General features: G+C 54.3%; 13 protein-coding genes. 5 read left to right on the top strand and 8 right to left on the bottom strand.

What is annotated here, in order from left to right; translation table 11 throughout:
* Positions 1-78: 78 nt before the first annotated feature.
* A complete protein-coding gene (locus tag JK231_RS20230) occupies positions 79-519 on the bottom strand; it encodes a YhbP family protein (RefSeq protein ID WP_058959439.1) in 441 nt (146 codons plus the stop codon).
* Positions 520-599: 80 nt separating this feature from the next.
* Between JK231_RS20230 and JK231_RS20225 the strand changes: the two genes are divergently transcribed.
* Positions 600-887 (top strand): GIY-YIG nuclease family protein, encoded by a 288-nt coding sequence (locus JK231_RS20225; protein WP_034826490.1) that lies wholly within the window; start codon positions 600-602, stop codon positions 885-887.
* Here the strand turns inward: JK231_RS20225 and JK231_RS20220 are convergent.
* Together JK231_RS20220 and JK231_RS20215 are read right to left on the bottom strand one after the other, a co-directional pair.
* The gene (locus JK231_RS20220; RefSeq protein ID WP_034826492.1) at positions 871-1,377 is read right to left on the bottom strand and encodes an N-acetyltransferase; all 507 of its coding nucleotides are present in this window, start codon (positions 1,375-1,377) and stop codon (positions 871-873) included. The genes JK231_RS20225 and JK231_RS20220 overlap by 17 nt on opposite strands.
* On the bottom strand, positions 1,371-1,895 hold the full coding sequence (locus JK231_RS20215) for an SCP2 domain-containing protein (protein ID WP_058959461.1): 525 nt from the start codon (positions 1,893-1,895) through the stop codon (positions 1,371-1,373). The genes JK231_RS20220 and JK231_RS20215 overlap by 7 nt, the downstream gene beginning before the upstream one ends.
* A gap of 203 nt (positions 1,896-2,098) precedes the next feature.
* Between JK231_RS20215 and JK231_RS20210 the strand changes: the two genes are divergently transcribed.
* The 3 genes from JK231_RS20210 to JK231_RS20200 all read left to right on the top strand — a co-directional run bounded on the left by JK231_RS20210 (position 2,099) and on the right by JK231_RS20200 (position 5,114).
* Complete coding sequence (locus tag JK231_RS20210) at positions 2,099-3,094, top strand: peptidase U32 family protein (protein ID WP_058959441.1); 996 nt, start codon at positions 2,099-2,101, stop codon at positions 3,092-3,094.
* A 9-nt stretch (positions 3,095-3,103) separates the two neighbouring features.
* Positions 3,104-3,988 (top strand): U32 family peptidase, encoded by an 885-nt coding sequence (locus JK231_RS20205; protein WP_211729328.1) that lies wholly within the window; start codon positions 3,104-3,106, stop codon positions 3,986-3,988.
* Positions 3,989-4,103: 115 nt separating this feature from the next.
* Entirely contained in the window at positions 4,104-5,114 is a 1,011-nt protein-coding gene (locus JK231_RS20200) for a luciferase-like monooxygenase (RefSeq protein ID WP_211729327.1), read from the top strand.
* 3 nt (positions 5,115-5,117) lie between these two features.
* Here the strand turns inward: JK231_RS20200 and JK231_RS20195 are convergent, their stop codons facing one another.
* On the bottom strand, positions 5,118-6,035 hold the full coding sequence (locus JK231_RS20195; protein ID WP_097118211.1) for an AraC family transcriptional regulator: 918 nt from the start codon (positions 6,033-6,035) through the stop codon (positions 5,118-5,120).
* A 183-nt stretch (positions 6,036-6,218) separates the two neighbouring features.
* Here JK231_RS20195 and JK231_RS20190 point away from each other — a divergent pair, with 183 nt between their 5' ends.
* Positions 6,219-6,965, top strand: coding sequence for a glucose 1-dehydrogenase (locus JK231_RS20190; protein WP_058959444.1), 747 nt, complete (start codon positions 6,219-6,221; stop codon positions 6,963-6,965).
* 69 nt (positions 6,966-7,034) lie between these two features.
* Here the strand turns inward: JK231_RS20190 and JK231_RS20185 are convergent, their stop codons facing one another.
* The 4 genes from JK231_RS20185 to rpsO form a co-directional block, all read right to left on the bottom strand.
* Positions 7,035-8,918, bottom strand: a complete 1,884-nt coding sequence (locus tag JK231_RS20185; protein ID WP_097118209.1) for a DEAD/DEAH family ATP-dependent RNA helicase — start codon at positions 8,916-8,918, stop codon at positions 7,035-7,037.
* 176 nt (positions 8,919-9,094) lie between these two features.
* Positions 9,095-9,979 (bottom strand): lipoprotein NlpI, encoded by an 885-nt coding sequence (nlpI, locus tag JK231_RS20175; protein ID WP_008104288.1) that lies wholly within the window; start codon positions 9,977-9,979, stop codon positions 9,095-9,097.
* Between the two features lie 129 nt (positions 9,980-10,108).
* Entirely contained in the window at positions 10,109-12,244 is a 2,136-nt protein-coding gene (gene pnp, locus JK231_RS20170) for a polyribonucleotide nucleotidyltransferase (RefSeq protein ID WP_097118208.1), read from the bottom strand.
* 311 nt (positions 12,245-12,555) lie between these two features.
* Positions 12,556-12,825, bottom strand: coding sequence for a 30S ribosomal protein S15 (rpsO, locus tag JK231_RS20165; protein WP_211729326.1), 270 nt, complete (start codon positions 12,823-12,825; stop codon positions 12,556-12,558).
* Between the last annotated feature and the right edge of the window lie 126 nt (positions 12,826-12,951).

Below are 12,951 nucleotides of genomic sequence, written 5' to 3'. Positions count from 1 at the left end.
GCGGTTAATCCATAGTGTTATTCAGGTTATTGGAATCTGCTACGCAAAGTTAGCGTAAGTTTGATCGGGCGCGGAAAATTAACTTTCGCCGGTTTTATCGCGCTGCCAAAGGATTTTTTTGCCGAAGCCCAGCGCGTTGTCAGTCATCTTCAGCTCATCCAACATAATCTCCCACAAGGGTGCCTGAACCTTGCGGGCAATCGGATAACGTTTCTGGTAGGCATGCCGCGCCTGCGCTTCACGCTCTCCAGTAAGCTGCTGAATACGGCCACTGTACTGCACGCCTTTGATTAGCAACACGGTTTTCGGCTGGCCGTTAACCGTCCCCGCCACGCGCGGATTAGCTTGCATAAGGGTGCCGTGTCGCGTATCGGGTTCGGTCATCAACCAAAACGCCATTCGTGTTTCATCCAGCACGTAAAAGCAGTTGGCACACCACAGATCGTCGCCATGACTGGCGCACAATGACAGGGCACGCTGTTTTTTAAGAAAACGAATAAGATGAGAATGGTCAGACACAATGCAACTCCATGTGGCAGATAGCGAGGCTAGCCTAAGCGCGCTACACTGCCCAACAGCCATTGAACAGGAAAAGTCATATGCAACAGGGCTGGCAGCTCTATATGCTGCAAACCGCCGCCGGGATGCTTTATACAGGCATTACCACAGATGTTCATCGCCGCCTGCAGCAGCATCAATCCGGGAAAGGTGCGCGCGCATTGCGTGGCAAGGGTCCGCTGACGCTGGTGTTTAACTGTGATGCCGGCGATCGCGCAGCCGCTTCGCGCCTGGAATATCAGGTGAAGCAGCTCAGTCGCACGCAAAAGCTGCTGCTGGTATCGCAGCAGCCTTCATGCCTGAATGCGTGGTTTAATCGAAACGATTAAAAGGTTCGGAGAAAGCGATTAATCCTTCTGCGCCCGTAAATGCATCATCCGCTAATTTATACACCTGAAATGCCGCTTCACTGCCCAGCCAGCGACAGTGCAAGCCGTGACGTGCCGCCGGTTCGAAGCCCAACGGGTTGTAGAATTCGGGATCGCCCAAGACCACCACCGCGCTGTAGCTGAACTCGTTCAGGGAATCGAGCCCTTCATACACCAGCTGTTTGGCAATGCCCTGCTTGCGCACGGATTCATCCACCGCCAGAGGCGCCAGCGCCACCCAATTGCGGTCTTCACCTTGTAAGGTCACCGGGCTAAAGGCGGCATAACCTAATACCTGCCCTTCATCATCCGTGGCCACTACACCTAGCGTTAATAAACCATCTTCACGCAGCTGCTGCACCAGTTCAGCCTCGGCGGAGGTCGCAAAACTACGCTTCAATAAGCTGTCGATGCCCGCCGCATCCACACCAATTTCAGTACGAATCAACATGAGATCCCCGCGCGCGCCTCAGCGGCCTCCGCGTCCTGTTTCATTCCTGCCTCAACAAAGGCAGCCAGCTGCTGCAACCCCGTGCGCAAAGACGTGGGCATGGCCTCCAGTTCAATGGCATCCATCAAATTCTTCACCTCCAAACCCAGCTCCGTGTCGCCCTCAATCACCAGACGGCGTTGGAAGAACAACATATCGGGGTCTGCTTTGCGTGCTGCCACCAGCAACAAGTCGTTGGCTTCACCGCGGAACCAGACATCTGCCTCGGCGTCGCGTGAAACGGTCAGGCGTCCATTCTGCAAGGTGGTGATCCAGCGCAGATTCACATCTGCAATCTCAATCCCAAGAAAGCGCCCTTCCAGAAAGTCTAACTCACCTTCAGACAAAGCATGACGAAATTGCCAGTTTAAGAGTTGTTGCAAAACCACTTTTTTTACAGGGAATGGGGTGAATGAAATAGGTAAGGCAAGGAATTCTGGGCCTTTTTTCACCATCAGGCCGCGTAAGCGCGAAAACATCATCAACAATCCCTTCAGAAAATTTTACCTATATTGCCACATCCAGACGCCCTCGCCTCCACTGAGATCAAGGAAATTGCGGAAGAATTGATTAAATAATCTTCACTCTGCATGCTGACTGACGCTTTCACTGCCTTAAATCAACATTCACGCCTGTCGCCTTCCCTACACTTTAACGCTTCGGAATTCGGGGGAGGAAATGTATGGAACTGCTGTGTCCAGCGGGGAATTTACCTGCGCTGAAATCGGCGGTGGAGCATGGCGCCGATGCAGTGTATGTCGGTTTGAAAGATGACACCAATGCCCGCCACTTTGCTGGCCTTAATTTTACTGACAAGAAGCTGGCAGAAGCGGCGCGCTTCCTGCACCAGCATCGCCGCAAGCTGCACGTGGCCATCAATACCTTTGCCCATCCTGATGGGATGAATCGCTGGCAAACGGCCATTGATGTGGCGGCGCAGAACGGCGCAGATGCCTTGATTCTCGCCGATATCGCTACGCTGGAGTATGCCGCGCAGCGTTATCCGCAGGTGGAACGCCATCTTTCCGTGCAAGCTTCGGCGACAAATTTGCAGGCCATCCACTTTTACCATCGCCATTTCGATCTCAGCCGCGTGGTGTTGCCGCGCGTACTGTCGATGCATCAGGTTAAACAGCTGGCGCGTGAAACACCGGTGCCGCTGGAAGTCTTTGCCTTTGGCAGCCTGTGCATTATGGCGGAAGGCCGTTGCTATCTCTCCTCCTGGCTGACGGGGGAATCACCCAACAGTGCGGGTGCCTGCTCGCCGGCAAAATTCGTGCGCTGGCAGCAAACGCCGCTGGGGATGGAATCACGCCTGAATGAAGTGCTGATTGATCGTTACAGCGCCGATGAGAGCGCCGGTTATCCCACGCTGTGTAAAGGGCGCTATCAAGTGGATGACCAGCGCTATCACGTGCTGGAAGAACCCACCAGCCTGAATACCTTATCGCTGTTGCCGGAGTTGCTTCGCGCCAATATCGCTTCGGTAAAAATTGAAGGCCGCCAGCGCAGTCCGGCTTATGTGGCGCAAGTAGCAAAAGTGTGGCGCCAGGCGATTGATCGCTGCATGGCCTCGCCCGAGCAATTCGCGGTGCAGGAACCCTGGATGCGCGCGTTGGGCGAACTTTCTGAAGGTAGCCAGACCACGCTCGGTGCCTATCACCGCAGCTGGCAGTGAGGAGATGCTATGAAATATGCCATCGGGCCGGTGCTGTGGTACTGGCCAACGGAAACGCTGGAACGCTTTTATCAGCAGGCTGCCGTCAGCTCTGCTGACATCATCTACCTCGGCGAAGCGGTATGCAGTAAACGTCGTGCAACCTCATTCCAGCAATGGATGGAATTAGCACGCCACCTGGCACAACACGATAAACAGGTCGTGCTCAGCACGCTGGCGCTGTTGCAGTCGCCTTCGGAAGTCAAAGAGCTGCGGCGCTATGTGGAGAACGGTGAGTTTTTGCTGGAAGCCAACGACATCGGCACCGTTAACATGGCAGCCGAACGTAAGCTGCCGTTTGTCGCCGGGCCAACGCTTAACGTCTACAACGCGCAAACGCTACAGTTGCTGCTCAAAGAGGGTATGACGCGCTGGTGTTTACCGGTCGAGATGTCGCGCGACTGGCTGATTCAACTGTTGCAGCAGTGCGATGCCGCAGGCCTGCGCGACAAGTTCGAAGTGGAGGTATTGGGCTATGGCCATCTGCCGCTGGCGCTGTCGGCACGCTGCTTTACCGCCCGTTCCGAAAATCGCGCCAAAGATGACTGTCAAACTTGCTGTATTCACTATCCCACTGGTCGCCGCGTGCTGTCACAGGAGGGCCAACAGGTGTTTGTGTTGAATGGCATCCAGACCATGAGCGGCTACTGTTATAACCTTGGTAACGATTTGGCCGGCATGCATAACTGGATCGACATCGTACGCCTCTCGCCGCAGGATGAAACCACGCTAACAGAGGTTGCTCGCTTCCGTGCGAACGAAGCCGGTGAAGCGCCGCTGATGATGGCGCGCGGCAGTGAATGCAATGGTTACTGGCGTCGTTTAGCGGGTATGGCGCTTGAAGGCGGACGGTAAAGGCACATTCCGGCTATATTCCTGCTGTTAATAGCAGTTTTAATATGGGTAATGATGCGTAATACTGACTGGCGCAGGTCTGATAACACCTGCGCCATCATTATCTGGAGTGCCCATGTCTGAGAAAAAAAACGTTCGCCTGTCCGTGCTGGATCTTGCACCTATCCCGCAAGGTTCTGCTGCGCGCGAAGCTTTCCACAATTCGCTGGCGCTGGCGCGTCAATCTGAAGCCCTTGGTTTCCATCGTTACTGGCTCGCTGAGCACCACAACATGACCGGTATCGCCAGTGCGGCAACCTCCGTGTTGATTGGCTATCTGGCCGCGAATACCGAAACTCTGCGCCTCGGATCTGGCGGTATTATGCTGCCCAACCACGCACCGCTGGTGATCGCTGAACAGTTTGGTACGCTCGAATCCTTATACCCTGGCCGTATTGATTTAGGGCTGGGCCGTGCGCCAGGTTCTGACCAGCGCACCATGCTCGCACTGCGCCGCCATCTCTCCAGCGCCCAGGCGGACAGCTTCCCGGAAGATGTAGCAGAACTGATTCGTTGGTTTGATGCCGAAGAGGGTGAGCATCCTCCGGTACAACCGGTACCGGGTTTAGGCTTAAAGATTCCAGTCTGGTTATTGGGTTCCAGCCTCTACAGCGCACAACTGGCTGCACAGCTCGGCTTGCCGTTCGCCTTTGCTTCCCACTTTGCACCGGACCTGTTGTTCCAGGCTTTGCATCTCTATCGTGAGAAATTCAAGCCTTCTGCGCGTCTGGCGAAACCTTATGCCATGGTGTGCGTCAACGTGGTCGCGGCGGATAGCGAGCGCGATGCGCGCTTCCTGTTTACCTCGATGCAGCAGCAGTTTATTAATCTGCGCCGGGGCAAACCGGGCCCGCTGCCAGCTCCTGTCGAAAACATGGATAACCTCTGGTCACCATCAGAGCAGTACGGTGTACAGCAGGCGTTGAGCATGTCGATTGTCGGTGACAGCGATAAAGTGCGTCAGGGGCTGGCTGCGCTGATGCGCGAAACGCAGGCCGATGAAATCATGGTTAATGGCCAGATTTTCGATTCACAGGCCCGTCTGCGTTCCTTCGCACTGGCGATGGAAGCGGCACGCTCGCTGTAACGTTTACTGCTGTGGGGTCAATCCTTCTGGCCCCACAGCCACCATACGCACATCACGAGCCGGCGATTGCCCGTAAAAACGGCTGTATTCACGGCTAAACTGCGAAGCGCTCTGATACCCCACGCGATAACCTGCGGTTCCCGCATCTAACTTATCAATCAACATCAAACGCCGCGCTTCGTTAAGACGTAACTGCTTTTGATACTGCATTGGTGTCATGGCCGTGACCGATTTGAAGTGATGGTGCAGCGACGAAATACTCATGCCCACGCTACTGGCCAGTTGATCCATCTTGAGCGGCTGATGAAAGTTTTCACGTAGCCAGCGTGCCGCGCGCGCCACTTTGTTGCCCGGCCGCTCCGTCAACGCCATGTTGAGGATGCGAGGTCCTTCCGGCCCGGTAAGGAGTCGATAGAAAATCTCTTGCTCAATTAACGGTGCCAGCGCTGGAATATCCTGAGGTTGATCCAACAGCTCAATCAGGCGGATCACCGCATCGACTAACGGCGGGGCCACTTTGTGCACAGTGATACCACGTTCGTTGGTCACCGCTGCGCCGATCTGCTGCAACGGGAAATGTTCGAGGTAGTGCATCAGGCGCGTTTCGTTGATGGTGATCCCCACGCCCAGATTCGGTTTTTCCTCCGTGGCCTGTACCACGCAGGATTGCACTGGCATATCCAGCGTCACCAGTAGCAGATCGCCCGGCCCGTAATGCATCACGTCTTCACCCATGCGCAATGCCTTTTGCCCTTGCGCCACCAGTGCAAAGCTGGCCCAGGTCGCAATATGCGACAGGCTCGTGGGTTTGGAGCTTCGGCCAAATGAGAGAAAATCGATGGGGCTGAAGTGACGGCCATCTTCCGGGGTATGGCGCGCAATCATCGCCACCAACTGCTGCCACTGTTCCTGATGAATCATGCGTTGCGCACTCCGTGATGAGTGATCACTGTCTCCGCATTCTCGCCTTTCGCTCGCGTGACGCCTAGTCCCTGCACAACACATTTGCAGGATTGTGCAAAAAGCTTGCAGGATTGCGCTACCGCAAAATTGTATGGACAGCGCATGCTTACCCTTCCCCGAATTCTCAGGTGGAGAGACACAATGAAAGCACTTGAAGGCAAAATTGCGCTGGTAACGGGCGCGTCGAAAGGCATTGGCGCCGCCATTGCTATGACTTTCGCGGCGGCCGGTGCTCGGGTCGTGGTTAACTATCGACAGGATGAGGCGGGCGCGGCAGATGTGGTCACTGACATCTGCGAGCTGGGCAGCGACGCCATCGCCGTTCAGGCCGATATCTCACGCGAGGCCGATGTGCAGCGTCTGTTCGCTCGCAGCATCGAGCAGTTTGGCGCACCGGATATTGTGGTCAATAATGCTGGCATCTTCCATCACGGTGACTTTGCCGAGCTCAGCCTTAGCGAAATGCAGCAGCAACTCAATGTGAACCTGTTAGGTACAGTGTTAGTGTGCCAGCAGGCGGCAAAACACTTCCCTGCGCGGGGTGGATCGATCATTAACCTGAGTGCGCTTCACAGTAAGCAGAGCACGCCTGGCTCAGTGCTGTGGGCCGCGACCAAAGGCGCAATCGATACCTTAACGCAAGGTCTGGCTCGTGAATTGGGGCCACGTAATATTCGCGTCAATGCGCTGGCACCAGGAATCATCCTGACCGAAGGTTTACTGGCAGCGAAGAAGATGAATCCGGATGTCAAAGCGAAACTGATCGCCGCGACGCCGCTAGGCCGATTTGGTCTGCCAGAAGATGTGGCGCAGGTTGCCCTGTTTCTGGCATCAGAAGAGTCAGCCTACGTCAGTGGAGAGCGGGTGTTAATTGCCGGCGGCGTGTAACGTTTAATTTACGAGCATAAAAAAAAGGGACGCCGCGGCGTCCCTTTTTACTATTTAGCGTTTTATCGCTTACGCGTCACGACGACGTGGTGCAGAAGCACCTTCTGGACGTGGGCCACGACCGCCTTCACGGTTGAAGCGTCCGCCTTCACGGCCACCTTCACGACGTTCAGAGAAGCGACGTGGTGCTCCTTCGCCACGCGGAGCGCCATTACCACGACGCTCGCCATCACGACCGCCTGGACGACGTTCACTACGCTCGAACGCAGGAGCATCACCCATCAACTGCATGTTCATCGGCTTGTTCAGGATGCGCGTGCGAGTGAAGTGCTGCAGAACTTCGCCCGGCATACCTTTAGGCAGCTCGATGGTTGAGTGCGTACCAAACAGCTTGATGTTACCGATGTAACGGCTGCTGATGTCGCCTTCGTTAGCAATCGCGCCCACGATATGGCGAACTTCAACACCATCATCACGGCCCACTTCAATGCGGTACAGCTGCATTTCGCCAACGTCACGACGTTCGCGACGTGGAGCGCCATCACGGTCACCGCGGCTTTCGCGTGGACCACGTGAGTCACGTGAATCGCGACGATCATCGCGGTCGCGGAACTCACGACGTGGTGGGCGTGGTGCTTCTGGTGGCAGAATCAGTGGACGTTCGCCCTGTGCCATTTTCAGCAGTGCTGCGGCCAGTGTTTCGAGATCCAGATCTTCGCCCGGCTGCATTTTGCTCAGCAGTGCACGGTACATATCCAGATCGCTGCTTTCCAGCTGCAGCTGTACTTTGGCGGCGAATTTAGCCAGACGGCGCTCGCTCAGCAGTTCTGCATTTGGCAGTTCAACTTCTGGAATAGTCAACTTCATGGTGCGTTCGATGTTACGCAGCAGACGACGCTCGCGGTTCTCAACGAACAGCAGCGCACGGCCAGCACGACCCGCACGACCGGTACGACCGATACGGTGAACGTAAGACTCAGCATCCATTGGGATGTCATAGTTAACAACCAGGCTGATACGCTCAACGTCCAGACCACGTGCTGCAACGTCGGTCGCGATCAGGATATCCAGACGACCATCTTTCAGGCGCTCCAGTGTCTGCTCACGCAGAGCCTGGTTCATGTCACCGTTCAGTGCTGCGCTGTTATAGCCGCTGCGCTCCAGCGCTTCAGCCACTTCCAGCGTAGCGTTTTTGGTACGCACGAAGATGATGGCAGCATCAAAGTCTTCCGCTTCCAGGAAACGCACCAGCGCGTCAGTTTTACGGCCATAAGCGGTCCAGTAAGACTGAGAAATGTCAGGACGCGTGGTCAGGCTTGACTGAATGCGCACTTCCTGTGGATCTTTCATGAAGCGTTTGGTGATACGACGAATCGCTTCTGGCATGGTCGCTGAGAACAGCGCGGTCTGATGACCGTCTGGGATCTGCGCCATGATGGTTTCAACGTCTTCGATGAAGCCCATACGCAGCATTTCATCAGCTTCGTCCAGCACCAGGCCGCGCAGGTTAGACAGATCTAACGTGCCGCGTTTCAGGTGATCCAGCAGACGACCAGGCGTACCTACGACAACCTGTGGTCCCTGGCGCAGTGCGCGCAGCTGAACGTCATAGCGCTGGCCGCCGTACAGGGCAACCACGTTCACGCCACGCATGTGTTTAGAGAATTCCGTCATGGCTTCAGCAACCTGAACAGCCAGTTCACGGGTTGGAGCCAGCACCAGGATCTGTGGTGCGCGGACAGATGGATCAATGTTGTTCAGTAACGGCAGGGAGAATGCCGCTGTTTTACCACTCCCGGTCTGCGCCATACCCAGCACATCACGGCCCGCCAGTAGGTGAGGAATACACTCAGCCTGGATTGGGGATGGCTTTTCGTAGCCCATACCGTTCAGTGATTCGAGGATGTCAGCGTTCAGGCCAAGGTCAGAAAAAGTGGTTTGAATATCAGTCATGTAGTACACGTGCCTCTTAGATTGCGGCGGCCAGTCTACATAACTCGTCGTGAAAATTTTCAGTCATTTTCATCAAAAAGTGTGAACCGGCTCAAATTAGAAGTTTTGACGAACAGAAAAGCCCTCACCTCGAAGATGATGACTTTACAAGTATTCAGGCAATAAAAGTTCGTCAGCTATTGCTGGTCAGATTCTGATAAATCGTCTTGTGTCTGGCCGAGTTGCGCCAGTTCCAACAATGCGTATCGGTGCTCAACAAAGTTGTTAACATTGTTAGCGACCGCCAGTTTGAACAACGCTTTCGCGTCGTCCTTCTCCCCCAGACTTAGGTAGTACTTACCTAAATAGAAGTTGGTTTCACTGAGATGTTCAGCGAGCGAGGTGTTATCCGTTGCGTCCGCCTTGAGACGTTCCATCAGCGTTTTTTCACTGATGTCGCCAAGGTAGAACTCGACAATATTCCATCCCCATTGGTCCCGGACCGCTTTGTCATGTCGCTGTCTCAGCGTGACTTTGGCCTTGTCGGCATCCATATCGCTTTCAACGAGATAGAGCCAAAGGCTGCGGAAAGGATCGTTAGGATCGTCTTGATAAAACGCCAGCAGATCATCTTGCGCTAACTTGTATCGACCGCCGTAATAGAGGGCGATACCACGGTTTAAATGCGCATAATTGTAAGTTGGATCAAGCTCAAGTACAGAATCAAACGCTTCATAGGCAGCATCAAAATTGCCTGCCTGCGTTAAGTATATACCGAGGTAGTTAAACACCTCAGGCATATCCGGTCTTATAGACAGCGCTTGCGAGAAATCGTTCCGCGCTAATGCCCTCAGACCCAAACTATCATACAACACTCCGCGCTCATATAATAGCTGTGCGCGTTCATCATCGGTCAGGGCACGACTGGCAAGAATTTGTTCCATTCGCGCCAGGATCACCTCTTGCTGCAGTGTGGGCTGCAAAGGTACTGCCAAAACTTCGTTCTTACGCCAATTGGAGTTGCTGCATCCTGCCAGCGTGATAGCTGTCGCAACAAAACACCAGCGCAAAAAAGGCTTCATTTCCCACTCCCGAATACAAACATTGGGATAACCATCCTGTCATCCGCCTGCTGTGCACAAGGATTCCCGCCCTCGCGATGATCCAAATACCTCTCCCCAAATTGCAGGGAGAGGCCAATCAGTAAACGCTTACTCGGCGTCAGATGCATTCGTTGCAGCAGGGGTTTCTTCCGCTGGTTTCTGCTCTGTCGCTTCTTTGATGCTCAGGCGTACGCGGCCCTGACGGTCCACTTCCATCACTTTCACTGGAACTTCCTGACCCATCTGCAGATAGTCGGTCACTTTCTCAACACGCTTATCAGCGATCTGAGAGATATGGACCAGACCTTCTTTACCGCCGCCGATTGCCACGAAGGCACCGAAATCAACGATACGCGTCACTTTACCAGAGTAGATACGACCCACTTCGATTTCAGCGGTGATCTCTTCGATACGACGAATCGCTTCCTTCGCTTTGTTGCCGTCGGTTGCTGCGATTTTCACGGTGCCATCATCTTCGATTTCGATGGTGGTGCCGGTTTCTTCGGTCAGCGCACGGATAACAGAACCGCCTTTACCGATAACATCTTTGATCTTGTCAGAGCTGATCTTGATGGTATAGATACGTGGTGCGAACTCAGAGATTTCCTGACGTGGGGTGCTGATGGCCTGCTCCATCACGCTCAGGATGTGCAGACGCGCGCCCTTAGCCTGATTCAGTGCAACCTGCATGATCTCACGGGTGATACCTTCAATTTTGATATCCATCTGCAGTGCAGTGATACCGTCGCGGCTACCCGCTACTTTGAAGTCCATATCGCCGAGGTGATCTTCATCGCCCAGGATGTCAGACAGAACCACGAAGTTTTCGTCTTCTTTAACCAGACCCATCGCAATACCGGCTACGGCTGCTTTGATCGGTACGCCTGCGTCCATCAGTGCCAGAGAAGCACCACACACAGAAGCCATTGAAGAAGAACCGTTAGATTCGGTGATTTCTGACACCACACGGACGGTGTACGGGAACTCTTCCTGCTTCGGCATCACTGCCAGCACGCCACGCTTCGCCAGACGGCCGTGACCAATTTCACGACGCTTCGGTGAGCCAACCATGCCGGTTTCGCCCACTGAGTATGGAGGGAAGTTATAGTGGAACAGGAAGCTATCAGTCCGCTCGCCCATCAGCTCATCCAGGTTCTGCGCATCACGGGCGGTACCCAGTGTTGCGGTAACCAGTGCCTGCGTTTCACCACGGGTGAACAGAGAAGAACCGTGAGTACGTGGCAGCACGCCAGTACGTACATCCAGACCACGGATCATATCTTTTTCGCGGCCATCGATACGTGGCTCACCACGGATGATACGGCTACGCACGACGCTCTTCTCGAGATCGTGAACGATGTCAGCGATTTCGCCAGCATCCAGCGTTTCGTCTTCAGCCTGAAGGGCAGCGATAGTCGCGTCTTTAACTGCGCCAACCTGAGTGTAACGCTCTTGCTTATCAGTGATGCGGTAAGCATCAGCAATACCGGCTTCTGCCAGTGCAGCAACACGTGCAATCAGTGCATCGTTCGCTGGCTCTGGCTGCCAGTCCCAACGTGGTTTGCCTGCTTCAGCAACCAGTGCGTTGATGTTTTCGATAACAACCTGCTGCTGATCGTGGCCGAACACCACCGCGCCCAGCATCTGGTCTTCTGTCAGTACTTCTGCTTCAGATTCAACCATCAGAACCGCGTTCTGAGTACCTGCAACCACCAGGTCCAGACGTGAAGTTTTGATTTCATCAGCGGTTGGGTTCAGAACGTACTGGTCATTGATATAACCCACACGTGCTGCACCGATTGGGCCGTTGAATGGCAGGCCTGACAGCGCCAGCGCGGCAGATGCGCCGATCATCGCAACAATGTCCGGGTTAACCTGTGGGTTAACAGACACAACGGTCGCAATCACCTGCACTTCGTTGATGAAACCTTCCGGGAACAGTGGACGCACTGGACGGTCAATCAGACGAGAAATCAGGGTTTCGCCTTCGCTTGGACGGCCTTCACGACGGAAGAAGCTACCCGGGATACGACCAGCAGCGTAAGTACGCTCCTGATAGTTAACCGTCAGCGGGAAGAAATCCTGACCTGGTTTGGTTTTTTTCTGGCCAACAACAGTCACGAATACCGCGGTGTCGTCCATGCTCGCCATAACTGCTGCAGTGGCCTGGCGCGCCATCATGCCGGTTTCCAGCGTGACGGTATGCTGACCATATTGGAATTTGCGTACGATCGGGTTCAGCAAAATTTAAGTCCTTAAATTCGAGGGGCAGAGCACTTTTGAGCTCGCCGGGGTTTACCGATCTTTAGTTGCATCCTCGCGACTAATGACAATCTTCAACCGCTCATGCGGTAAAGCCTCTCATTAGCCGCGCGAAACGCTGCAAGCAAAGATCACTCTCAGCAACAATACATGAGTTTGGTACGGAATGCTGCGGATTGCTCGAAAAAAGGGGCCATAAAGGCCCCCTTTTCGCGAAACTCGCACAAATCTGATCGTCAGATGCGCTTTTCTGCATAGTGCATGTGCTACATCGTTGATCAGATTCTTCAGACTTAGCGACGCAGACCCAGGGTTTCGATCAGGCTGGTGTAACGTGCAACGTCTTTACGCTTCAGGTAGTCCAGCAGCTTACGACGCTGAGATACCATGCGCAGCAGACCGCGACGGCTGTGGTGGTCTTTTTTGTGCTCAGAGAAGTGACCCTGCAGGTGGTTAATCTGAGCAGTCAGCAGAGCAACCTGAACTTCAGTTGAACCGCTGTCGTTAGCACCACGACCGAATTTAGCAACGATCTCTGCTTTAGCTTTTACGCTTAGAGACATAATAAACTCCGAAATAATAAATGAATGGTTGGGTGCCGATCTCTAATTCAGCAGCCCGCTTTAAAAGCCGCGCTATTCTACTCTTCGCCTGATTGCAACGCAAATGCGCCGTTAGCTCAAACGTGA

This window comes from Pantoea sp. JGM49 (assembly GCF_018257655.1).
Lineage (GTDB): Bacteria > Pseudomonadota > Gammaproteobacteria > Enterobacterales > Enterobacteriaceae > Pantoea > Pantoea communis.
This window is presented reverse-complemented; position numbering and strand designations above follow the sequence as displayed.

Coding starts and splice junctions, on each gene's coding strand:
- JK231_RS20225 (WP_034826490.1), top strand. CDS start 600: ATGCAACAGGGCTGGCAGCTCTATATGCTGCAAACCGCCGCCGGGATG.
- JK231_RS20200 (WP_211729327.1), top strand. CDS start 4,104: ATGTCTGAGAAAAAAAACGTTCGCCTGTCCGTGCTGGATCTTGCACCT.
- JK231_RS20205 (WP_211729328.1), top strand. CDS start 3,104: ATGAAATATGCCATCGGGCCGGTGCTGTGGTACTGGCCAACGGAAACG.
- JK231_RS20215 (WP_058959461.1), bottom strand. CDS start 1,895: ATGTTTTCGCGCTTACGCGGCCTGATGGTGAAAAAAGGCCCAGAATTC.
- rpsO (WP_211729326.1), bottom strand. CDS start 12,825: ATGTCTCTAAGCGTAAAAGCTAAAGCAGAGATCGTTGCTAAATTCGGT.
- JK231_RS20190 (WP_058959444.1), top strand. CDS start 6,219: ATGAAAGCACTTGAAGGCAAAATTGCGCTGGTAACGGGCGCGTCGAAA.
- JK231_RS20220 (WP_034826492.1), bottom strand. CDS start 1,377: ATGTTGATTCGTACTGAAATTGGTGTGGATGCGGCGGGCATCGACAGC.
- JK231_RS20195 (WP_097118211.1), bottom strand. CDS start 6,035: ATGATTCATCAGGAACAGTGGCAGCAGTTGGTGGCGATGATTGCGCGC.
- JK231_RS20210 (WP_058959441.1), top strand. CDS start 2,099: ATGGAACTGCTGTGTCCAGCGGGGAATTTACCTGCGCTGAAATCGGCG.
- nlpI (WP_008104288.1), bottom strand. CDS start 9,979: ATGAAGCCTTTTTTGCGCTGGTGTTTTGTTGCGACAGCTATCACGCTG.
- JK231_RS20185 (WP_097118209.1), bottom strand. CDS start 8,918: ATGACTGATATTCAAACCACTTTTTCTGACCTTGGCCTGAACGCTGAC.